Below are 22,486 nucleotides of genomic sequence, written 5' to 3' on the forward strand. Positions count from 1 at the left end.
TCACGTCCACCAGGCAAACGCAATCGAACCGCATGCTGCCAGGCACATCGAGGGTCCGTGCGCGATGGGCGAATTGTGGGCTACCGGGCCGGAATTTCGACGGTCGAGTCTTCGACGAAGTTCGAGCACGATACCCAGGGCTGCGGTGAGTACCGACGCGGAGGTCAACGACCACAGCCAGGCGTCCGCTCCCACCAATCCGGTCAGTGCACCCAGCGGAAGCGAGAGCTTCACATCGCCGAGACCCATGGAACGGGGCGACATCACGTGCGCCAGGAGGTGGATTCCGGCGAGCAGTACCGATCCCATCGCGGCTGCCCACACCGTTCCCGACACCGTCGCGTAGACCATCACGACTACGTAGCCCGGCAAGGTGAAACTGTTGGGTAGCCGGCGCACAGCCAGGTCGACAGTCGAGATCGCAACGCACCACCACACCACAGCGAGACCTGAAATTAGCTGCACCACTGAGTTATTCAGCGCACCGACGACAACCCAACCTGTTGCGACGGCGCACTGCGGCGCACACCAGCGAGTCGTGACTGGTCGATAACCGTGTCGCCGCAACCAACTGTCGGCGATCGCCCGAGCACAGGCACCTGCGACGACCCCAGCGCCTGCCAAGACCACCAACGTCCACATAGTTTCGAGCTTGGGGTCTGGCGTTCACCAGAGCCAGACTACGAATCGTCTTGTGGACTACCTGGGCCCTGTGAACAGAGCTAGGCGATAGCGGCTGCCATCGCCTCTCGCGGAGCGGGCTTGCCCGTGAACTGCTCGACCTGTCCGAAGGCCTGATTGAGCAACATCTCGAGGCCACCGATCACCGTGCCACCAGCCGCCTCGACGGCCGAAGCGAGTGGCGTCGGCCAGGGGTTGTAGATCGCGTCGAGGACAAACCGCGCCTTCCCCAATTGCTGGGCGAAGGGCGTTGCCGCATCTGCGGGAACAGTACTGACCAAGACCGAGGATTCGGCGCAGATCCCACCGAGCCGTGCGTCGTCGAACGCAACCAGATCAATGTCCAACCCGACAGCACCACCGCATTCGATGGCACCGGATGCGCGTCCCGGATCACGTGCGACCACGGTGACTGCCCGAACTCCCATGTCGGCCAACGCGACCAGTGCCGGCCGCGCGGTGCCGCCCGCGCCGACAACTACCGCCGAACTCCCGCTCAGATCGCCGACACCGCCGGCGATCAGGGCACCGCTGACTCCGTCGACGTCCGTGCAGTCGGCACGCCAACCGCCGTCGATGCGAACCAAGGTGTTGGCCGAGCCGATGGTCACCGCCCTCGGTGTGCGTTCGGTGGCGTACTCGAGTGCCGCGATCTTGCCGGGCATCGTCACGGAGAGTCCGACCCATTCGGGGCCGAGTGAATCTACGAGGGCAGGCAACTGCTCGCCGGTGCACTCGATCCTCTCGTAGGTCCAATCGCTCAGGCCCAAAGCCTCGTACGCCGCAAGGTGCAGCAACGGCGACTTCGAGTGAGCGATCGGACTTCCGAGAACAGCTGCCTTACGCGGCGTCTCGAATGTTGCCGCGGTACTACCGTCCACTGTCGAGAATCCCACTTTGCTGTGCCAGTTCGATGTTGGCGAGATGCTCTTCGTAACTCTTGGTGAAGAGCGTCTGGCCTTCCTTGTTGATCGTGACGAAGTACAACCAGTCACCGTCTGCCGGGGATTCCACGGCCTTGAGAGCGTCGATGCTCGGCGAAGCGATGGGCGTCGCGGGCAGGCCGGGCATCGCGTACGTGTTCCAGGGAGTGACGCGCTCACGGTCGGCATCCGTGGTGGCGACCTCGGTGGTGTCGAGTGAGTAGTTGACCGTGGAGTCGAACTGCAACGGCTGATCGACGGCGAGTCGGTTGACGATCACTCGCGCGACCTTGGCCATGTCGCCAGGCAATGCCTCACGCTCGACCAACGACGCTGCCACCAACAACTGGTACGGCGACATCCCGACGCCGCTTCCGGCTGTCAGAATCCCGGTGGCCTCGTACTTGGCTGCACTGCCCTCGACCAACGCACGCAAGATCTCGGTGGGCGTCGCAGTCGGGTCGAAATCCCAACTGCTGGCGGCGATCAAACCTTCAAGCTGACGATCCTTGTCCGGCACGCTCTTGACCGAAGACACGGCCCAGTCCGGGACGCCGAGCGAAGCCAGATCGGAAGATGCTCCCGCAGTGTTCAATTCATCTGTCGAGACACATTTCTGAGCGGAAACCGGGCCTACACAACTCGCCTCGGAAATGAGGTTGTAGATGCCCTTCTTGAGTGAGCCCGTCTGCGCGTCCGAACTGTCGTGCAGCTGACGCCCCTCGGCGATGACAACACTGCCGACTCGGGAGTCCGGGGCAACCAAGGTGTCGAGAGCGCTCGCGGCGCTACTCTGCACCGGCACCTGGTAGAAGCCGGGTTGCACCTTCTGGATCTCAGACGGATTGGCGATCGCCGCGTTGTAGAAAGCAGCGGAACTCGCGACGACGTTTTTCGCCTCGAGCGTCGCACCGATCTCCGATGCGGTTTCTCCACTGTTGATCTGGATGACCACGGGTGCGCCGCCGGGGCCGGCGAAATCCTCCGCGGTCTTGTTGCGATCCATGTACCAGAGAGCGCCGTATGCACCGACACCGAGGACTGCGATCACCAACACCAGCAGGGCGAGGACACCGACCTTCTTGCCTCGCTTGGCGCGCTTGTTGCGCGCTTCGCGTTGCTTGCGTGCCTCGGCTCGCGACATGTGCGGCGGATCGATGTTCTGCGGCAGCGCACGCATGACCATGGTCTCGTCGTTGTCGAAGTCGAACGAACTGGTGGGCCGGCTTCCGCCGCCCTCATCCCACCGCGCGTTCACAGATCGCCCTCCAGTGCAGCGTCCTTCGACGACTCCCCTGGTTTCACAGCTCTACTCCGCTCGTCCAGCCAGCCTTGCAGGATTTCCACCGCCGCAGCCTGATCGATCATCGGCCGCTGACCGCGTGCCTTGACTCCACTTTCGCGGAGATTGCGCGCAGCCGTGACGGTCGTCAGTCGTTCGTCGGACAGTCTCACCGGGATCGGTTCGACGGCCCGCTGCAGTCGTTTGGCGAATGCAGTCGCGATACCGGCGGCTTTACCTTGCTCACCGCGCAGCGTCTGTGGCAGTCCGACGATAACCTCAACGGCCTCGTATTCGGACACGATGTCGATAATGCGCCGGATATCCGGCGCGTCGGGCCCACGCTCCTTCGAGCGTGGAACCGTTTCCACCGGTGTCGCGAGGATGCCGTCGGGGTCGCTGGACGCGACGCCGATGCGAACACTGCCGACGTCGATGGCGATGCGCCGCCCGCGACCAGGGTCGTCGATGCCGGGGCGATCGGGACCCTGCTGCGTAGCCACCACCGTCAGCTGCCGCCCGCCAGCTCTCCGACTCTGTCCCGGATCGCATCGAGCGCCGCCGGGATTCCTGCGGAGTCCGAACCCGAGCCCTGGGCCATGTCGGGCTTTCCGCCGCCGCGGCCGCCGATCTTGGGTCCGAACGACGCGACCAGTTCGCCGGCCTTCACACCGAGACCTTGAGCTGCCTTGCTCGAGGCGACCACAAACGGGACCTTGCCGTCGACGTCACCGAGGAGAGCTACGACGGCAGGTTCGGAGCCGAGGCGACCCTTGATGTCCGTGACGAGGCTGCGCAGATCGTTTCCACCGACTCCGGCAGGAGCCGGTTCGGCGATCACCAGGACGCTGCCGATGCGCTTGGCCTTGGCGACGTACTCGCCTGCCGACGCCAGCACAGCCTTGGCCTTGGTCTGCTCGAGTTCCTTCTCGGCCACCTTGAGTCGCTCGACGAGCGCCTCGACGCGAGCAGGCACCTCTTCCGAAGGAACCTTCAGTGAGGAGGACAGTCCGGCCAGGAGCGCGCGCTCCTTGGCGAGGTAGCGGTACGAATCCAAACCGACGTACGCCTCGACGCGTCGGATTCCGGAGCCGACCGACTGCTCACCGAGCAGCGTGACCTGACCGATCTGAGCGGAGCTTCCGACGTGAGTACCGCCGCACAGTTCCATCGAGAACGGGCCGCCGATTTCGACGACGCGAACCTCGTCGCCGTAGTTCTCGCCGAAGAGTGCCATCGCACCCATCGACTTGGCCTTGTCGAGATCCGTGACAAAGGTGTTGACCGCGTAGTTCGACGCCACGGCTTCGTTGGTGAGGGCTTCGATGTCCTGCTTCTGGGACTCGGACAGCGCACCCTGCCAGGAGAAGTCGAAACGGAGGTAACCCGGCTTGTTGAGCGAGCCGGCCTGCACCGCGTTGGGGCCGAGCACCTGACGCAGCGCAGCGTGCACCATGTGGGTACCGGAGTGCCCCTGGGTTGCGCCCTTGCGCCACTCGGCATCAACGTGTGCGAGCACGACGTCACCCTCGGTGATCTCGCCCTTCTTGACCGTCACCTTGTGCGTCCAGACCTTCTTCGCGATCTTCTGCACGTCGTTGACCTTGGCTTCGAGGCCCGGAGCGGTGAGCGAACCGATGTCGGCGATCTGTCCGCCGGACTCTGCGTAGAGCGGGCTTCGGTCGAGGATGACCTCGACGTCCTGGCCGGCCTTCGCCACCGGCACGCGGACGCCGTCGACGATCAGCGCGAGGACGTGAGCCTCGGAGACGAGCTCGTCGAAGCCGGTGAACTCGGTGGCGCCTCGATCGAGCAGTTCCTTGTAGACCGAGAGGTCGGCGTGAGCGTGCTTACGGGCCTGCGCATCGTCCTTGGCGCGCTTACGCTGCTCGGCCATGAGCGAGCGGAAACCGTCTTCGTCGACGGTGAGACCGGCCTCGGACGCCATCTCGAGCGTGAGGTCGATCGGGAAGCCGTAGGTGTCGTGCAGTGCAAACGCCTGATCGCCGGCAATGACCGACTTTCCGGACGACTTGACCGACTCGGCAGCATTCTCGAAGAGTGCCGATCCCGAGGCCAGCGTCTTGAGGAACGCGGTCTCCTCACCGACGGCAACGTTCTCGATGCGCGTGAAGTCGGTTTCCAGAACCGGGTACGACGGCGCCATCGTGTCGCGGACGACGATCATGAACTCGCGCATGGTGGGCTGCTCGCTGCCGAGCAGTTTGGCCGAGCGCACGATACGACGCAGCAACCGACGCAGGACGTACCCGCGGCCGTAGTTGCCGGGGTTCACACCGTCGGCGATCAACATCGCGGCGGTGCGTGCGTGGTCGGCGATGACCCGGAAACGGACGTCTGAAGTGTGGTCGGTCCCGTAGACACTGCCGGTCAGTTCGGCGGCCTTGTCGATGACGGGGCGGAGAAGATCTGTCTCGTAGACGTTTTCGACACCCTGCAGGAGGAACGCGACGCGCTCGACGCCCATACCGGTGTCGATGTTCTTCTTCGGCAACGGTCCGAGGATCGGGTAGTCGCCCTTGTTGGTGCCCTCGCCGCGCTCGTTCTGCATGAACACGAGATTCCAGATCTCGATGTAGCGGTCCTCGTCGGCTTCCGGGCCGCCTTCGACGCCGTACTCGGAGCCGCGATCGTAGAAGATCTCCGAGCAGGGTCCACAGGGTCCTGGGATGCCCATGGACCAGTAGTTGTCCTTCATGCCGCGGCGCTGGATGCGCTCTTCGGGCAGTCCGACCTCGTCGCGCCAGATCGCGAATGCTTCGTCGTCGTCAAGGTAGACGGTGGCCCACAGGCGGGTGGGATCGATGCCGTATCCGCCGTCCTCGACCGAACCTGTCAGCAACTGCCAGGCGTGGGAGATGGCTTCCTTCTTGAAGTAGTCACCGAAGGAGAAGTTGCCCGCCATCTGGAAGAAGGTGTTGTGGCGGGTGGTGATGCCGACCTCTTCGATGTCCAGGGTGCGGACGCACTTCTGCACGGACGTCGCGCGCGAGTAGGACGGCGTCTGCTGCCCGAGGAAGAACGGCACGAACGGAACCATGCCCGCGTTGACGAACAGGAGGTTCGGGTCGTCGAGAATCAGCGAGGCGCTGGGCACCTCGGTGTGGCCGGCCTTGACGAAGTGGTCGAGGAATCGCCTGCGGATCTCGTGGGTTTGCACTAACCGGTCCTTACCTTCAAGAGCGTCGAGCTATGGGTGTCCAGACTAACGCGTCGACCGGTGGAACCTGGCAGGCGTCAGCCACGAACTATTCGGCGGAGTTTGCTCACCCGATCGGCGATCTCTCGCTCGTTGCCGTGCGCGGTGGGCTGGTAGTAGTCGACACCCACCAGATCGTCCGGCGGATACTGTTGCCGCAGAACACCATCACGTGTGTCGTGCGGGTACTTGTAACCGACTGCGTTGCCCAATTGCTCGGCGCCCTTGTAGTGCCCGTCGCGCAGATGCGGCGGTACGAGTCCGGATTTTCCGGCGGCCACGTCGGCCATGGCAGCGCCGAGAGCGGCTATGACCGCACCCGATTTGGGGGCTGTCGCCAGATGAATGGTGGCTTGTGCCAGAGCAAGACGCGCCTCGGGCATGCCGATCAGCTGCACTGCCTGCGCGGCGGCGGTCGCAGTCTGCAGAGCTGTCGGATCGGCCATGCCGATGTCTTCGCTGGCGTGAACGACCAGACGCCGTGCGATGAATCGAGGGTCTTCGCCCGCGGTCAGCATCCGTGCGAGGTAGTGCAGCGCGGCGTCGACGTCGGAGCCGCGAATGCTCTTGATGAATGCGCTGATGACGTCGTAGTGCTGATCTCCGGCACGGTCGTACCGAACCGCAGCCTTGTCGACGCTGGCCTCGACGGTCGCGAGGTCGAGCACCACCGGACCCGGCGCGTCACCTGCAGTGTCCAGTGCGGCCCCGGCAGCGGCTTCGAGTGCCGTCAGGGCTCGGCGTGCATCGCCGGACGCCAAACGGACGAGGTGTTCCATCGCGTCGTCGTCGATCGTGATCGCTCCCCCGAACCCTCGCTCGTCCGAGACCGCACGCTCGAGCAGTTCCTGGACATCGGCAGCGGTGAGCGATTGCAGTTGCAGGACCAACGAGCGCGACAACAGCGCGGAGACGACGGAGAACGACGGGTTCTCGGTGGTCGCGCCGACCAAGAGAACGATCCGGTTCTCGACCGCGGCGAGCAAGGCGTCCTGCTGGGTCTTGGAGAAACGATGAACCTCGTCGATGAACAGAACTGTTTGTTCGCCGTTCAGCAGGCGACGGCGCGCGAGTTCGATGACACCGCGGACTTCCTTGACACCCGCGGACAGAGCAGACAAGGCCTCGAACCGGCGGCCCGTTGCACCCGAGATCAACGATGCAAGCGTGGTCTTGCCGGTGCCGGGAGGTCCGTACAGAAGCACCGATGCGGCGCCGGATCCCTCGACCATCCTGCGCAGTGGCGCGCCGGGCCCGAGTAAGTGCTGCTGCCCGACAACCTCACCAAGGGTCAGCGGGCGCATGCGGACAGCCAGAGGAGCGCCGGGCGGCACCGAGGACAAAGCGCGCTCGGCTACCGACACGACATCTGGTTCGTCGATCTCGGACTCTTCCGGTGTTGCCTCGAAGAGGCCGTCTTCCGCCACCACGCTGTCTTTCACCACCACACTGTCTTCCGCTTGCCAATCGCTCACGAATCGACGCTACTAGAGACCACCGACGCCTGACACAATCCGCTGTTCCGCCAGCCCTCACCCCGCTGGGAATCAGCATTGGATAGCGTTGTCGCCATGAGCACCTCCGAGATCGCCACCGTCCTCGCGTGGCACGATGCACTCAACTCCCAAGACGTCGACACACTGCTGCAGTTGTCGAGTGACGACATCGAGGTCGGCGGCCCCAAGGGCGCGAGCCAGGGACTCGCTGCCCTGCGCGAGTGGGCCACCAACGCCGGCATCACACTCGTCCCCGGAAAGATGTACGTCCACCACGGCGTGGTCGTCGTCGAACAGACCGCAACGTGGGCGGCCGAACCGGACAAGTCCGCAACTGTGGCCTCGGCGTTCCGAGTCGTGGCGGATCAGGTCACATCGACGTTCCGGCATCCTGATCTGGCGACGGCGCTCGCAGCGACGGATCTGTCCGAGAGCGATCTGGTCTCCGACAACTGAGCGGACCTCGACAAAGAAAGGGCGCTCGTGCTGCGTGCACGGGCGCCCTTCTGCATGTGGCCAGAGAATCAACTGAACTCGGTGCGCAACGCCGCCACGACCTCGCGGGCGTGGGCTTCGACGGCATCGTTGCCGGCGAGCTGCGCCGAACGTGCGAGCCTGGCCCAACGGCCGACCAGGGCGTCGGCGCGCGGGATCGAGAGATAGTGCTCTCGGACCGCAGCGATACGTGAATGGTCTTCGGGCAGGTACAGATAGGTGCTGAGCCAGACCCAGATGAGTTGGGCTTCGACGATCCTGCGTCCCAACTCGGCTTCGTCGGCCAGGGCGGGCCACATCCCGACGACCTCGGCCCGCCAGGCATCCACCATCGCCGACGCTCGCTCTTCGGTCAGGTCGATGTTGCACAGGCAACCGGGGAACGACACCAGCGCGTACGTGATGTCGAGGAGGGCGTCGCGGTAGCCGCCCCACTCGTAGTCCAGGAACTGCACGCCGTCGTCGTTGACGATGATGTTGTCCGGGCACAGGTCCGACGGACTGAATGCACGGAACCGGCCGCCACTGAACAGCGTTTGTGCGTGGTGCACCTGCTCGAGAATGTCCGAACTCACATCGATGCCGAGACTTTCTACCAGCATGGTGGGAACGCCGGCCACGGCGCGTCCCACCTGATCCGCTACTTCGTCGGAGCAATGGGCGACCTCGGCGCGACGCAGCAGCGCGGTGAAGTCGTCCTCACGGCCTACTGTCGCGGCGTGCATTCGGCCCATGGCCTGCGCCATGGCCATCAACGTGTGCGTGACGGTGTCCGGGTCGGAGTCTTCGAGACGGACGCTGATGGCGGTGGCGTCGCCGAGATCACTCAGGATCAAAAGACGAGCGTCGAGGTCGGACGCCAACAGTTCCGCGCCGGGGCGAGCGTCCTTGGCAAGCGCGTTGGCGAACTGATACGACACCGCTTCACGGAGGAAGGCGGTTTCGACGTCGAAGTCGCCCTCGGATGCGGCGGGGAGCGCAATCGCCGTCTTGGTAGCTCCCTGGAAGTTGTCGCGGACCTGCTTGATCACCAGTGTGCGAGGCAACGAGAACGGATTCTCGGCGACACGGACGCGCAGCACGACGGTGCGGCCACTCCCCCCGAGATCGACTGGATCCACCAGGGTTACGGGTGCCCCTGTGCGGCGTGTCAGCAACTGCTCAGCAGCTGCGACGACTTCGGAAACGGGGTCTGCCAGTAATGCGGTCATCACCGACCAACTTACCCGTTAGTGACTCCGATCATGCCAAGCTCATCCGCTCACAGCGGAGAATTCGGGCCCTCACAGCAACAGAAATTGCCGCCTACCTGCGGCGATGACAAAAGTCCCTAATCGCCACATCGGCACACAGTTCTCGCGAGAATTTTGCTGACGGTGAGCAGAACTCCGAACCGGCGACGTCATGGAGTTTTGTCGTCTTCGACAAATCGAGAAATGCCCTTCAATGCTGCTTCGAATTCCTCGTCGGCCCGCGTTCTGACCCAGAGAACGAGTACACAGGCGATGACTATCCCGAGCAGGTTGACCGCCAGTTGCAGAGACGACAACCCGGCGATCCGCCACTCCCCGTTCGCTGCCGCAACCACCGCGAAACCAGCGGCGGGAACTGTGGTGACCGAGATGAACACCCCGACCAAGGCGGCGGACTTCGAGGAGACGAGCGCCAGCATTCCGGCCGCGCCGGCGAGGAGGGCGACGACAAACGAAATGGGCCCGACCTTGTAGACGAAATCGACCTCGTGGAGTGATTCGAGACTCACGACGTCCATCCATCCGAAGAACTTCACCACGACCGTGGCGGCAAGAGTCACGCCCATCGCGATGGGGAATCCGACGGCGAGCGCAAGAATCGAGCGTCGGCGCAACCGTCGATCCCGCCGCACCAGTGCCACCGCAAGGGCTGCCAGCGGCCCGAACTCGGGGCCGACGACCATGGCGCCCACGATCGTGATCTGTGAGTCGGTCACAACGCCGATCGCGGCCAGCAGACACGCGATCGTCAGGAACGCGACGAACAATCCGTTGAGTGTTGACTCTTCCCGCGTGCGGGACAGCAATTCCTCCCACACGACGGAATCCGCTGGATCACCCGGCACGTCACGCTCGGCTTTGCGCGCCGCCGCCGACAACACCGTCTCGACCGGTACGAGCGTCATTCCGCCGTCCTCGGCGACGCCGAGTTCGTTCAGGGCATCGACGACGTCGTTGGCCGCCTCACGGGCGACGTCGGCCTCCACCATGTCACCGGCAGGATGAACTGCGACATCACGTAATACGACGATGTGTGTTGCGCCCCGCTGCGACGCGAGCGCACCGAGAACTTGCTCGGTGCGCTCGGTCGGGCAGATCACCCGCAAATGCAGCATGGCGATCCGGTGTCGGTTCTACTTGGCTTCGCCGGTGTCGCCGTCGGACTTCTTGTCCTCTGGCTTCTTCTCCTCGGACTTCTTCTCGGGCTTCGCGTCGATACCCGATTCCTTGCGCTGCTGAGCCGAGATCGGTGCCGGCGCATCCGTCAGCGGGTCGACGCCGCCACCGGACTTCGGGAACGCGATGACCTCACGGATGGAATCCATGCCGGCAAGGAGCGCGGTGATGCGGTCCCAGCCGAATGCGATTCCGCCGTGCGGAGGCGCGCCGAAGGCGAAGGCGTCGAGGAGGAAGCCGAACTGCTCCTGCGCCTCTTCCTCGGAGATACCCATCACCTTGAACACTCGTTCCTGAATGTCCTTGCGGTGGATACGAATACTGCCGCCGCCGATCTCGTTGCCGTTGCAGACGATGTCGTAGGCGTAGGCGAGAGCGGAATCCGGATCGGTGTCGAACGTGTCGAAGAACTCCGGCTTCGGCGAGGTGAACGCGTGGTGCACGGCCGTCCAGGCGGAGTGGCCCAGCGCAACGTCACCGGAAGCAGTGGCGTCGGCAGTCGGCTCGAACATCGGAGCGTCCACGATCCACACGAAAGCCCACGTGTCGGGATCGATGAGATCCTTCTTGCGTGCGACCTCACCACGGGCTGCGCCGAGAAGCGCGCGCATCGGCTTGGTTGCACCCGCCGCGAAGAAGATGCAGTCACCCGGCTGAGCTCCGACATGAGCAGCAAGGCCCTTGCGCTCGGCGTCGGTCAGGTTCTTGGCGACGGGGCCACCGAGAGTGCCGTCTTCGCCGACCAACACATACGCCAGGCCCTTGGCCCCGCGCTGCTTGGCCCATTCCTGCCAAGCATCGAGCTGCTTGCGCGGCTGACTTGCACCACCGGGCATCACGACGGCGCCGACGTACTCGGCCTGGAACACGCGGAACGTCGTGTCTTTGAAGAAGTCCATGCACTCGACCAGTTCGATGTCGAAACGCAGGTCCGGCTTGTCGCTGCCGTAACGACGCATTGCCTCGTTGTAGGTCATGCGATCGATCGGCGTCTTGATCTCGTGGCCGACCAGCTTCCACAGCGCCGTGAGGATTTCCTCGGCGAGCAGGATGATGTCGTCCTGGTTGACGAATGCCATCTCGATGTCGAGCTGGGTGAACTCCGGCTGACGATCGGCGCGGAAATCCTCGTCGCGGTAGCAACGCGCGATCTGGTAGTAGCGCTCGATGCCGCCGACCATGAGGAGCTGCTTGAACAGCTGCGGGCTCTGCGGCAGTGCGTAGAAGCTACCGGGCTGAAGGCGTGACGGAACGAGGAAGTCACGGGCGCCCTCTGGCGTCGAACGCGTGAGCGTCGGCGTTTCGACCTCGACGAACTCGTGGTGCGAGAGAACGCCGCGCGCTGCAGCACTTACCTTGGAGCGCAAGCGAATTGCGGAGCCGGGGCCTTCACGACGCAGGTCGAGGTAGCGGTACTTGAGACGCGCTTCTTCGCCGACCTGATCGTCGAGCTGGAACGGCAGCGGTGCGCTTTCGTTGAGAACCTCGAGTTCTGTGGCGTTGACCTCGATTGCTCCCGTGGGGATCTCGAAGTTCTGGTTGCCCTCGGGGCGAACCTCGACCGTTCCGGTCACGCGAACGCAGTATTCCGCGCGCAGACGGTGCGCCTGCTCGGCCACGTCACCTGCCCGGAAAACTACCTGCGCAACTCCGGATGCATCACGGAGATCGATGAAGATCACTCCGCCGTGATCACGACGCCTGGCTACCCAACCGGTGAGCGTTACGGTCTGCTCTGCCTGCTCGGGTCGCAATGAACCGGCGAGATGTGTGCGCAGCACGGGATTCCTTTCGAACTACTTCCAATAACCGACGACCGACTACTTTGCCTGCGATCCTACGGAGCGAACTGCGCAGAGCGGAAACGCGGACCCGCATCGCATGCGAAGCTATCTCCAGAAGTGACGGCAAGCACTTGTTCACGACAGCAGAAAGCGGACATAGATGACCTTCAACGAGGGGGCCCGCGGCGAAGCGGGACGCGTTCAGGTTCAAGGCGGCGGGGGTGGCGGCGGCCGCGGCGGCAAAATCGCGATCGGCGGTGGCGCGGGCGGCATCATCGTTCTGATCCTGGCGCTGCTGTTCGGCGGTGACCCCGGCTCACTACTGGGCACGTCTACCGAGACTTCGAGTTCGTCGACCGGACTGTCGTCGGTCGACGAGTGCACCGGCGCTCAGGCAAACGCAGACGTGAACTGCCGAGTAACTCTGACCGTCGGAAGCCTCGACGACGTCTGGGAACAGCAGTTGGTGAAGCAGACCGGCACGGCGTACGTGCGTCCCGAAGTTGTCTTGTTCAGCGGTTCGGTCAACACCGGGTGCGGACAGGCGTCGAGTGATGTCGGTCCGTTCTACTGCCCGGCCGACCAGACGGCGTACTTCGACACGAGTTTCTTCCAACTGCTCGTCGACCGTTTCGGTTCCAGCGCAGGGCCGCTCGCGCAGGAGTACGTGGTCGCGCACGAGTTCGGTCATCACATCCAGAATCAGCTCGGTGACATCGGCCGAGCGCAAGCCGACCCGCAGGGTGAGGAGTCCGGCGCGGTCCGCACGGAACTCCAGGCAGATTGCTACGCCGGCGTCTGGGCGCATTTCGCGGACACGATTCCCGACGAGGCAACCGGCCAGCCTTTCCTGAAGCCCCTGTCGAAGAACGACATTCGCGACGCACTGTCGGCGGCCTCCTCGGTGGGTGACGACCGCATCCAGAAGTCCACGACCGGTCGGGTCAACCCCGAAGGCTGGACACACGGATCGTCCGCGCAACGTCAGGCGTGGTTCGCAACTGGGTATCAAACAGGCCAGGTCTCCTCGTGTGACACCTACTCGGCGAGGGATCTGAACAACCCACCCGACCTGAAGCGGTAGAGAACCCCGAAACCATCCTGCTGACAATTTTTTCTGTCTTGACAGAATTTATTGTCGGTGGGATGGTTTTCTCATGTTGGAAGTAGCAGTCATCGATCGCCCCGCTGCCGCGGAGGCATCGCTCGACCCGATACGGCAACGGATTCTGGCCGAATTGGCGGTGCCGGGATCGGCATCCTCGCTTGCGCCTCGGGTGGGACTGACACGCCAAAAGGTGAACTACCACTTACGCACTCTCGAAGAGCACGGACTTGTCGAACTCGTCGAGGAACGCAAGCGGGGCAACATGACCGAGCGCATCATGCAGGCCAGCGCCGCGTCGTACGTCATCTCCCCTGCCGCCATGTCTGCGCTCGCCCCGGACCCGAGCCGGTTCCCGGATCAGCTCTCGGCGCGCTGGCTCGTCACTCTGGCGGCGCGGATCGTCCGAGAGGTCGGCGAGCTGATCGCCGGGGCGACAGCGGCCGGAAAACCGTTGGCGTCCTTTGCCATCGACAGCGACATCATTTTTGCGACTGCATCCGACCGCGCCGCATTCGCCGGCGAACTCGGCGAATCGATCAACTCACTCGTCGCCAAGTACCACGGCGGCAACTCCGAAGGCGGACGCAAACACCGCCTCGTTGTCGCCCTGCATCCCAGCCTCACCACACCCCACATCATCGACGCGCCCGAAACGGAGAAGTAACAATGTCCGAGAAATTCGAAATCCGCCGCGAGGTAGTTGTCCCCGGAACTCCCGACCAGATCTGGGCCGCCATCTCGGCCGAAACGGCAGGCTGGATGTTCCCCTCCCCTCTCGAGATCCCCGCCGACGGCAGCCGCCCGGACAGCCCGATCATCGCGACCTGGGAGCCGCCCAGCGAACTTGCCATCCACATGCAAGGCCCCGACGGCTGGTTCAACAACCTCGACTACGTTGTCGAAGCACGAGACGAGAGCGCCGCCGTTGTCCGCTACGTCCACGCCGGAGTGTTTGCCGAGGACTGGGACAACCAGTACGACGGAGCGAGCAAGCACACCGACTTCTACCTTCACAGTCTCGGCCAGTACGTGCAGTACTTTGCCGGTAGGCCCACAACGTACGTCTCGGCCGATGGTCCGGAGGCCTCCAGCGCGCCGGACGCCATGGATACACTTCGCGGCGCACTTGGAATCACCCGAGACACCGCCGTCGGCGACACGGTGACGGTGAATGTGCCCGGAATCGGGACCATCGAAGCAATCGTCGATTACGTCAACGACTGGTTCATCGGCTTGCGCACCGAGAACGCCTTGCTTCGGTTCTACGGCCGAAATGCCTTCGGCGGCAACGTCGACGCGGCCCATCACCTCTTCGCCGCGGATGCCGATAGTGACGCAGCGACGGCAGCGTGGCAGGCCTGGCTCACCGGCGTGTTCGCCTGAGTCGTCACACTCCCCGCTCTGCTGACACACGACTGTTGTCGATCGCGGTCAGCAGAGCGGCGTGATCGCGAGCGTTGCGTTTGGCGTAGGCAGCCGCGAACTCCCCGATCGCGAAATCGAATTCGGTTCCGTCACCGAGATATTCGGCGATCGCTATTCGATCGGACGAGCGAGCATGCGCGTAGGCGAGGACCCTCGCGCACAAGCGACCGTAGAGTTCCAAACCCTCCGGCACCATCTCCTCGATGACTGCCGACCCTTTACCGTCGCGCAGTTGGCGAATGTAGAAATCGTGCTCGCCCTCGTCGAGCCCCGGCCCTCGTTCCCAGCCGAGAAAAATGTCGCTCGTCGCTTGCATCAAGCGTTGCCCGTTGACGACGCGCTCCCCTTCGTTCTTGAAGGTCGGGCCGTCGACGTAGCCGGACAGCACCGAGGGCTGCGCCTCTTTGACCTGCAAAATCAACGGATCGTCGTCGTCGACGCCTTTCATGAGGATCATCCACGCGCGTGTTCCGACGCTTCCGACGCCCACGACTTTTCTGGCGATGTGCGTCATCTCGAAGGCGTCGAGCAGAACGCGCCGATCCCATTGCAGTGTGTCGCGATACGACCGGACACGTTGGCGCAACAGGTCCTCGATCTGCGTGAGATCGGTCCCGGCGAACAACTCGTTTGCGGGCACGATCAAGGGCGGATCACTGATGAATCGTCGCCGGCCGTCGACGATTTCGGTGAACTTGCCTGCCGCCTGCACACTGTCGCGGCGGCGAGCCTTGTCCAGCGTCGCTTGTGTACGAGCGAGCATGCGCTTCTTCAGGTCGATCTGGAGGGCCTCGAGCCCGTCCTCGGGTGCGATGTGCGAGTACCAGACTGCAAGATTTCCCAATCCTGCCTGGGTGATCATGGTTTCCCGATACTCGGCCGCGCATCCGCGAACGATCTTCTTTCGCTCCTTGCCCGAAAATCCGTTGTCCTTCGCGGCGATCGCCAAGCTTGCGGCCAGTCGCTTGACGTCCCACTCGAACGGGCCCGGGTAGGTTTCATCGAAATCGTTGATGTCGAACGCCAACTTCCGCTCCGGCGTTGCGTAGATACCGAAATTGCTCAGATGTGCGTCACCGCAGAGTTGGCTGGCAAGGCCCGAATCCGGGCTGCGCGACAAATCGTCGGCCATCACCAGCGCAGCACCCCGAAAGAACGAGAATCGCGACGCCGACATCCGCCCGTAGCGAATGGGTACCAGGTCCTGGACCCGGGATTTCGCCTGCACTTCCAGTAGTGAAATCGGGTCGCGGTCGCTGTCGGCGAGATCCGCGAGCGCCGCCAGCGGGGTGTCTCTACGCGCCTGGCGGCCGCGGGCCCGCCGCTCGTCGACAGAGAGATGTTCGGTGCGCACTGCTGTCATCTGCCCGACCTTTCACTCGCAACGGCTATCGCTACGAACTCGACGCGTCGGGCATCGCTCGGCCTCCTGATCCGCGCGCCGCGCGTACCAGGAGTTCCGGACTGGACACCAACGCCTTGCGCCACGGAAGTACCCCGTCGATCTCGATCTGAATCGACAGGCTGAGCACCGTTCGAATCAGCACGATCATGCCCAGAACTGCGGCATCGGTCAGCGACGGTGAAGACGTCACAGTCTTGACCAGATCAGCGGCGACAAGAATCTCGAGCCCGAGAAGGATGACCGCGCCCATGGTTTCGCGCAGAGTGCGAAACGCTGAACTACCGTCGCGCGTTCGAGTCCAGGCGCGTCCCGCGATCACGAATGCGAAGACGAACCCGAGAACCATGGCGACAACACCGAGTACTTCGAACCATTCGGTGACAAGCTCGAAGAACCTGATTTTGTCCATGGTCATGATTCTCGAGGTAACTCACCGATAAGTCGAGAGGACACGACGGTGTCAGCTGAAGATCCGCTCGATGTCGTCGAGCCGCAGCTGTGTCGCGCGAGGAGAATAGCCCGAGCCCCACAGGCTGTCGTCGACGTAGTGCACGTTTCCGGAGCGGACAGCGGGAAGCCGCTCCCACAGCGGGTTCATCGCCAACTGAGCGCGGACGTCCTGCTGGTCCTGGAAAGCACCGACGATGATCACGTCGCTGGTGACCTGATCGAGTTGTTCCGCGGAAAGTGTGCGCGTGAACTCCTCCGACTTGGCTCGATCACCGGGGAATCCGAGGGCGTCGAGAAGAGCGTCGACCTGGTTGTAGACAACACCGTTCTCGCCTGTACGCAGGAGGGTTACCGACGGCAGCGAGCCGAGTGCCGAGAGTCGATCCTTGATTGCCAGGAGTCGCTCTTCCGTTTTCGTGTTCAATTCGGTCGCCGCTTCTTCGCGTCGGACCGCGACGCCCATCGAGGTGACCAACTTCTTCATCTCGTCCCACGTGAGGAACCCGTTGAAGCCGGCGAACACCGGAACACCGGTCGCCGAAAGTTCGTCGTAGGACTTTGCCGCATAAGCATTTCCGGCGGTCAGGAGCATGACGATCAGATCGGGCGACGCACCGATGATGGCTTCCTTGTTCCAGGTTCCGGCCGTGCCGAGGTTCGGAATATTCGCGGCCTCCGGCATCGTCCGCAACACCGCATCGCTGCCCACACCTTCGAGACCGAAGAAGCCGCCGACGATCTTCTCCGGCGGCACACCGAGGTCGAGCACCGTCGCCATGGCGCTGACATGGGCGATGACCATTCGCTGGGGATCCGACGGAATCTCTACACCGCCCGTCTCGTCCTGCACGGTGACGAGACCTGCAGACTCCGAGCCGTTTTCGTCACTGCTGCACGCTGCCAGAAGCGTCGCGGCCGCCGCGCCGAGGCCGGCGCCGAGGAAACCCCGGCGCGTCAGCGCATCGACGATGCGGTTCCACTGCTCGTCTGTATCGAGTGCGGTACTACCGGGAGCAGGGTCAAGGCAGATCGAGTTCGGCACAGTTCGGTCCATTCGTTCGGCGGTCGAGAATCTCCTCGATTGTGGTTATCGAACCGTCGAAACTGAACAGGATTTCGAGCCGACATCTGTTGCTATCCGGTCACACCTTCTTGACGACGCTCGACTTCAATTGCATCGGTCCGATGCCGTCGACTTTGCAGTCGATGTCGTGGTCGCCGACGCCCTGAACGAGGCGGATGTTGCGCACTTTGGTACCCGACTTGATACCGGTGGGGCTGCCCTTCACCTTGAGTGTCTTGACGACGGTCACGGTGTCGCCGTCCGCAAGGACGTTTCCTACAGAGTCCTTCACCACTCCCGGAGCCTCATCTGCACCATCGGCCGGTGCCCACTCGTGTGCGCAGGACGGGCACACCATCAGCGCACCCATTTCGTAGGTGTATTCGCCGGCGCATTCGGGGCATGGGGGCAGGGTGTCTTCCACGCGGGTCATCCTATCCAGCCGGCGCGCGATTCCCATTTTTGCACTCCATGAACCGTTCTTGAGACAAATATTGCACTCGATGAAACTTTGCACTCTGTGCAATTATGGATGAAATGGGAACCGAAACACTCGGATTGCGTGAACGAAAGCGAATTGCCACGAGGCAGTTGATCGAGCACACGGCGGTCGAACTCGTCCTCGGACTGGGCTACGACGAAGTGACCGTCGAGAAGATCTGCGAAGCCTGCAACCTGTCGACGCGCACGTTCTTCAATTATTTTCCGACGAAGGACGCCGCAATCGGTGGGCTCATGCTCGTCGTGCCGAGCGAATCGACCATGATCACGCTGATCAACGAGCACCCCGACGATCCACTCCGAGGCGCGCTCGCGGTCTTCGAAGAGGCCATGCAGATCGTCGACGAGCGGCCCGACCTGCTCGCGCACAGACGCGAATTGTTCGAACGGCATCCCACACTCCTCCAACAGCACCTCGCCACGTTCCACGACCTGGAAGACACACTCACCAGACTCTTGACGCGCGAGCTGCGCGGGCGCCCCGACTATCGACAACTTCCGGCAGACACCGCCGCCGCAGACGAAGCCACCGCGACGGTCATCACAGCGGGCGCAGCGATGCGCTACGTCTTCCGAAAATGGCAGGGCAGCGAACGTGCCGGCCCCAGAACCGAACTGCTGGATCCTGCACTACTCCTGATGGCTCGAATTCTCCGATCCGCGAACTGATTTCGCCAGCCGTCACTGAACTAAGGAACTTCATGTCCACTCGAGAAGCTGCAACCGTCGACCCCGACGGCGCGCACACCGACACCGACGCCGCGCCAGACAAACGGTCGATCATCCTCGTTTTTGTCGGGTTGATGATCACCATGTTGCTGGCATCGCTCGATCAGATGATCTTCAGCACTGCGCTGCCCACCATCGTCGGAGAATTGAACGGCGTCAACCACATGGTCTGGGTGACGACGGCGTACATCCTCGCCTCGACTGTCATGATGCCGGTGTACGGAAAACTCGGTGACCTGATCGGCCGCAAGGGCCTCTTCATCGGCGCCATCAGCATCTTCATCGTCGGTTCGGTGATCGGCGGTCTGTCCCACGACATGACCACACTTATCGCTGGTCGCGCAGTACAAGGCCTCGGCGGCGGTGGTTTGATCCTGCTGTCCCAGGCAATCATCGCCGACGTCGTTCCGGCCCGGCAACGCGGCCGATACATGGGTGCGATGGGCGGTGTGTTCGCGCTGGCTTCGGTTGCCGGTCCCCTACTCGGCGGCTGGTTCACCGAAGGCATCGGTTGGCGTTGGGCCTTCTGGATCAACATCCCCCTAGGCCTACTCGCCATCGCGAGCGCGATGGCATTCCTACACCTGCGAAAGCCGAACCTCGGCAAGCCTCGCATCGATTATCTGGGCATGGTTCTCGTCGCGACGTCAGCGACGTGTCTGATCCTGTTCACGACCTGGGGCGGAAACACTTACGCCTGGGGATCGGCCGTCATCATCGGGCTGATCGTCGGCTGCGTCGTGACGGCAGTGGCTTTTGTCTTCGTCGAGAAGCGTGCCGAAGAACCGGTAATTCCGATGCATCTGTTCGCTCAGCGCAACTTCGTGTTGACCACAGTCGCCGGCCTGATCATCGGAATTGCCATGTTCGGTGCGCTCGCCTACCTGCCGACCTACATCCAGATGGTGACCGGCAAGAACGCCACCGAAGCAGGATTGATGATGATTCCCATGATGGCGGGCCTGCTCGTCGCCTCCATCGGGTCCGGCCAGTTGGTCAGCAAGACCGGCCGCTACAAGATCTTCCCGATCGTCGGAACGTCGATCGTCGCAGTTGCTCTGGTCCTCCTGTCACGTCTGACGCCCTCGACTTCGCTGCTGGTCTTCGGTTGCTACATCGCGCTCATGGGCATCGGGCTCGGCCTGGTCATGCAGATTCTGATCCTGATCGTGCAGAACACCTTTCCCGCCGCTGAAGTGGGAACTGCCACTGCGTCGAACAACTTCTTCCGTCAGATCGGTGCTTCGTTGGGAAGCGCGATCGTGGGCAGCCTGTTCGCCTCGCGCCTGACCAATCTGCTGTCCGAGAGGCTTCCGGCAAACGGAGGCGCAGTCGGTGGGGATGAGAACTCGTTGACACCGGGAATTCTCTGGAAGTTGCCGAGCCAGGTTCGCGAGATCATCGTCGGCGCATACAACGATGCGCTTGCGCCGATCTTCCTGTACCTCGTCCCCTTGGTCATCGCAGCGGTCGTCTTGTTGCTCTTCGTCAAGGAGAAGCCGCTCGCGACGACGATCGATCGATCGGCACCCCCGCTCGAGTAATTGACTATCGTGGCGTGATGTCGCACGCACCGAATACGCCCAGACGCACTCTCGCTGTTCTGGGCGTATTCGGCGTTGTAGTGGTTGTCGTTGTTGCCGGCGTGCTTTGGTGGTTCGCCCGCGGCGGCGACGCCCTTGCCGGCGAGAACCTCGACTCGTTCCCCACGGTGGACCACAGCACGATGACCGCTCAGCAGAGTGCACTGCTGACCGTCCTCGAACAGGAATGGGCATCGGGCAGTCCTGGCACCAAATACGCCGAGGGTGTCGAAGAATCGTGGTGTGCCGATTTCGTGAGCTGGTCGATGAACCAGATCGGGACGCCCTTTTCGAACCCCAACTCCGGCTCGTGGCGCATCCCCGGGGTGTACACGCTGCAGGAGTACTACGAGTCGGTCGACGCGTTTGTCCCCTACGGTCAGAACTACCAACCGAAGGTCGGCGACACGATCCTGTACGGCGACTCGAGCCCCTTCGGGCAACACGTCAACGTCGTTCTGATCAACGACGCCGGCACACTGACCACCGTAGGCGGAAACGAGAACAACAAAGTCATGCTTCATCGCATAGTGCCCTCGGAAGTTCCGGGAATCGTCGGGTTCGGCGTCCTCTGAGCCAACCCCCTGCCGTCTTTGCGTGATGAAATTCGATTGATGTGGGCGTCGAGATTTGTGAATTGGTTTGACCGTTGGATGGAGCAAACGGATTCGCGATATTCGGATAATCCAGTGTTTCCGTCGTCGACAGATATTGACCCTAGGCGAAGGACCGGATCTGGCAACTAGATTCGTATCCAGCTGTCCCCTACCTCAGACAGGAATTCGATGCGCCCCGGTGAGCTGACCACCCTCGAGCAGTTGCAACTCATGGCCCGCGCGGCTGCCTTGCAGGCCATGAGTACTCCGTCGATGCTCCGACTCCGGCTCGGCCGCTACCCCACTCGGACACTCGAGCTGCGCAAACGCCCACTCCCCGACACCAAGCTGTGCAGCGAAGCGCTCGATCACGCCAAAGGCTCCCTCTCCCCCGCGGTCTTGAACCACAGCCTGCGCTGCTGGATCTGGGCCGACGTATTCGCGCAGATCGATGCGATCGAGTACGACCCAGAAGATCTCTTCACCGCGTGTGCGCTTCACGATGTCGGCTTGGGCGCAGAGGGATCGACCGAGCACGGGTGTTTCACCTACATCAGCGCCGCCGACGCGCAAGAACTCGCGACCCGAGTGGGCGCCTCGGAGAGGTCGACACAGCGAATCGGTGAAGCGATCCGTCTGCACATGGATCTGACTGTCGATCGCGAAGCGGGCGCCGACGCCTATCTGCTGCACGCCGCAGCACATTTCGACGTCGCCGGTCGACGTGCACCAGAAGTACCGAAAGCAGCTGTTGATGCAGCAATCGCGGAGTACCCGCGAACCGGGTTCACCGACGAGTTCGCACAGTCGATGCGGCGCGAGGTCAAGCTCCGTCCGCTCTCTCGCGCGGCGACGCTCTGGAGATCGGGCATGGCACTGCCGCTCCGAACCAATCCCCTGGATTGGAAGAGCCGCTAGCTACGTCCAGTCCTCGAGCACCGCGGTTCGTGATCCTCCGACGTTCCCGGTATTCACCACGCCCACGGGTTCGATCAACATCACCTCCGCTTCCCCTTCTGCGATGGGACAATGTTCGACTCCGCGAGGTACAACGAACAATTCACCGGGCCCCAGCGAAACATCTCCGTCGCGCAGTTGGATTCGGATCTGCCCCTTTGTCACCAGGAACATTTCGTCGGTGTCGGTGTGGGTGTGCCAGACGAATTCTCCTTTTATCTTGACGATCTTGATCTCGTAGTCATTGAGTGAAGCAATCTTCTTGGGTGACCAGTGCTCGGTGAACTGACCGAACTTCTCGCGGAGCGATATCGCTGTTGCCGAACTGTCCATGGTGTTCCTCCCTCAGGCTCGCCATC

The 22,486-nt window shown here is 62.9% G+C and carries 22 protein-coding genes; 8 read left to right on the forward strand and 14 right to left on the reverse strand.

All coding sequences use genetic code 11. From position 1 onward, the window contains the following. The 6 genes from ACWF6P_RS10310 to ACWF6P_RS10335 all read right to left on the reverse strand — a co-directional run bounded on the left by ACWF6P_RS10310 (position 1) and on the right by ACWF6P_RS10335 (position 7,488). A complete protein-coding gene (locus ACWF6P_RS10310) occupies positions 1-465 on the reverse strand; it encodes a prepilin peptidase (protein WP_452620942.1) in 465 nt (154 codons plus the stop codon). A 257-nt stretch (positions 466-722) separates the two neighbouring features. Continuing rightward, positions 723-1,562, reverse strand: coding sequence for a shikimate dehydrogenase (locus ACWF6P_RS10315; protein WP_452620943.1), 840 nt, complete (start codon positions 1,560-1,562; stop codon positions 723-725). After that, the gene (gene mltG, locus ACWF6P_RS10320; protein ID WP_452620944.1) at positions 1,552-2,862 is read right to left on the reverse strand and encodes an endolytic transglycosylase MltG; all 1,311 of its coding nucleotides are present in this window, start codon (positions 2,860-2,862) and stop codon (positions 1,552-1,554) included. The genes ACWF6P_RS10315 and mltG overlap by 11 nt, the downstream gene beginning before the upstream one ends. After that, complete coding sequence (ruvX, locus tag ACWF6P_RS10325; RefSeq protein ID WP_230815526.1) at positions 2,859-3,392, reverse strand: Holliday junction resolvase RuvX; 534 nt, start codon at positions 3,390-3,392, stop codon at positions 2,859-2,861. The genes mltG and ruvX overlap by 4 nt, the downstream gene beginning before the upstream one ends. A 2-nt stretch (positions 3,393-3,394) precedes the next feature. Continuing rightward, a complete protein-coding gene (gene alaS, locus ACWF6P_RS10330) occupies positions 3,395-6,067 on the reverse strand; it encodes an alanine--tRNA ligase (protein WP_452620945.1) in 2,673 nt (890 codons plus the stop codon). A gap of 77 nt (positions 6,068-6,144) precedes the next feature. Continuing rightward, complete coding sequence (locus ACWF6P_RS10335) at positions 6,145-7,488, reverse strand: replication-associated recombination protein A (RefSeq protein ID WP_452621010.1); 1,344 nt, start codon at positions 7,486-7,488, stop codon at positions 6,145-6,147. A 189-nt stretch (positions 7,489-7,677) separates the two neighbouring features. On the opposite strand from ACWF6P_RS10335, the gene ACWF6P_RS10340 reads away from it, so the two are divergent. Next, a complete protein-coding gene (locus ACWF6P_RS10340) occupies positions 7,678-8,058 on the forward strand; it encodes a nuclear transport factor 2 family protein (RefSeq protein WP_452620946.1) in 381 nt (126 codons plus the stop codon). A 68-nt stretch (positions 8,059-8,126) separates the two neighbouring features. Here the strand turns inward: ACWF6P_RS10340 and ACWF6P_RS10345 are convergent, their stop codons facing one another. From ACWF6P_RS10345 to aspS, 3 genes are all read right to left on the reverse strand, one after another. Continuing rightward, a complete protein-coding gene (locus ACWF6P_RS10345) occupies positions 8,127-9,308 on the reverse strand; it encodes a kinase (protein WP_452620947.1) in 1,182 nt (393 codons plus the stop codon). A gap of 191 nt (positions 9,309-9,499) precedes the next feature. Beyond that, a complete protein-coding gene (locus tag ACWF6P_RS10350) occupies positions 9,500-10,465 on the reverse strand; it encodes a DUF389 domain-containing protein (protein WP_452620948.1) in 966 nt (321 codons plus the stop codon). An 18-nt stretch (positions 10,466-10,483) separates the two neighbouring features. After that, a complete protein-coding gene (aspS, locus tag ACWF6P_RS10355; protein ID WP_452620949.1) occupies positions 10,484-12,307 on the reverse strand; it encodes an aspartate--tRNA ligase in 1,824 nt (607 codons plus the stop codon). A gap of 163 nt (positions 12,308-12,470) precedes the next feature. On the opposite strand from aspS, the gene ypfJ reads away from it, so the two are divergent. The 3 genes from ypfJ (at position 12,471) to ACWF6P_RS10370 (ending at position 14,801) form a co-directional block, all read left to right on the forward strand. Continuing rightward, the gene (ypfJ, locus tag ACWF6P_RS10360; protein WP_095970224.1) at positions 12,471-13,394 is read left to right on the forward strand and encodes a KPN_02809 family neutral zinc metallopeptidase; all 924 of its coding nucleotides are present in this window, start codon (positions 12,471-12,473) and stop codon (positions 13,392-13,394) included. A 73-nt stretch (positions 13,395-13,467) separates the two neighbouring features. Beyond that, positions 13,468-14,082, forward strand: a complete 615-nt coding sequence (locus ACWF6P_RS10365) for an ArsR/SmtB family transcription factor (RefSeq protein ID WP_452620950.1) — start codon at positions 13,468-13,470, stop codon at positions 14,080-14,082. Positions 14,083-14,084: 2 nt separating this feature from the next. Further along, entirely contained in the window at positions 14,085-14,801 is a 717-nt protein-coding gene (locus ACWF6P_RS10370) for an SRPBCC domain-containing protein (protein WP_452620951.1), read from the forward strand. Positions 14,802-14,805: 4 nt separating this feature from the next. On the opposite strand, the gene ACWF6P_RS10375 is transcribed toward ACWF6P_RS10370, so the two are convergent. The 4 genes from ACWF6P_RS10375 to ACWF6P_RS10390 form a co-directional block, all read right to left on the reverse strand. Next, the gene (locus ACWF6P_RS10375; protein ID WP_452620952.1) at positions 14,806-16,206 is read right to left on the reverse strand and encodes a DUF2252 domain-containing protein; all 1,401 of its coding nucleotides are present in this window, start codon (positions 16,204-16,206) and stop codon (positions 14,806-14,808) included. Positions 16,207-16,237: 31 nt separating this feature from the next. Then, positions 16,238-16,657, reverse strand: a complete 420-nt coding sequence (locus ACWF6P_RS10380; RefSeq protein WP_214886538.1) for a DUF1622 domain-containing protein — start codon at positions 16,655-16,657, stop codon at positions 16,238-16,240. A 51-nt stretch (positions 16,658-16,708) separates the two neighbouring features. Beyond that, positions 16,709-17,740: an ABC transporter substrate-binding protein gene (locus tag ACWF6P_RS10385; RefSeq protein ID WP_452620953.1), complete on the reverse strand. Its 1,032-nt coding sequence runs from the start codon at positions 17,738-17,740 to the stop codon at positions 16,709-16,711. Between the two features lie 100 nt (positions 17,741-17,840). Continuing rightward, complete coding sequence (locus ACWF6P_RS10390) at positions 17,841-18,194, reverse strand: zinc ribbon domain-containing protein YjdM (RefSeq protein ID WP_452621011.1); 354 nt, start codon at positions 18,192-18,194, stop codon at positions 17,841-17,843. Positions 18,195-18,298: 104 nt separating this feature from the next. On the opposite strand from ACWF6P_RS10390, the gene ACWF6P_RS10395 reads away from it, so the two are divergent. From ACWF6P_RS10395 to ACWF6P_RS10410, 4 genes are all read left to right on the forward strand, one after another. Then, complete coding sequence (locus ACWF6P_RS10395) at positions 18,299-18,931, forward strand: TetR/AcrR family transcriptional regulator (RefSeq protein ID WP_452620954.1); 633 nt, start codon at positions 18,299-18,301, stop codon at positions 18,929-18,931. 32 nt (positions 18,932-18,963) lie between these two features. Then, on the forward strand, positions 18,964-20,535 hold the full coding sequence (locus ACWF6P_RS10400) for an MDR family MFS transporter (protein WP_378445918.1): 1,572 nt from the start codon (positions 18,964-18,966) through the stop codon (positions 20,533-20,535). A 17-nt stretch (positions 20,536-20,552) separates the two neighbouring features. After that, a complete protein-coding gene (locus ACWF6P_RS10405; RefSeq protein ID WP_452620955.1) occupies positions 20,553-21,149 on the forward strand; it encodes a CHAP domain-containing protein in 597 nt (198 codons plus the stop codon). A gap of 210 nt (positions 21,150-21,359) precedes the next feature. Then, entirely contained in the window at positions 21,360-22,088 is a 729-nt protein-coding gene (locus ACWF6P_RS10410; RefSeq protein ID WP_452620956.1) for an HD domain-containing protein, read from the forward strand. Here ACWF6P_RS10410 and ACWF6P_RS10415 read toward each other — a convergent pair whose 3' ends face one another. Next, the gene (locus ACWF6P_RS10415) at positions 22,089-22,460 is read right to left on the reverse strand and encodes a cupin domain-containing protein (RefSeq protein ID WP_452620957.1); all 372 of its coding nucleotides are present in this window, start codon (positions 22,458-22,460) and stop codon (positions 22,089-22,091) included. Between the last annotated feature and the right edge of the window lie 26 nt (positions 22,461-22,486).

This window comes from Rhodococcus sp. NPDC055024, from assembly GCF_053608585.1.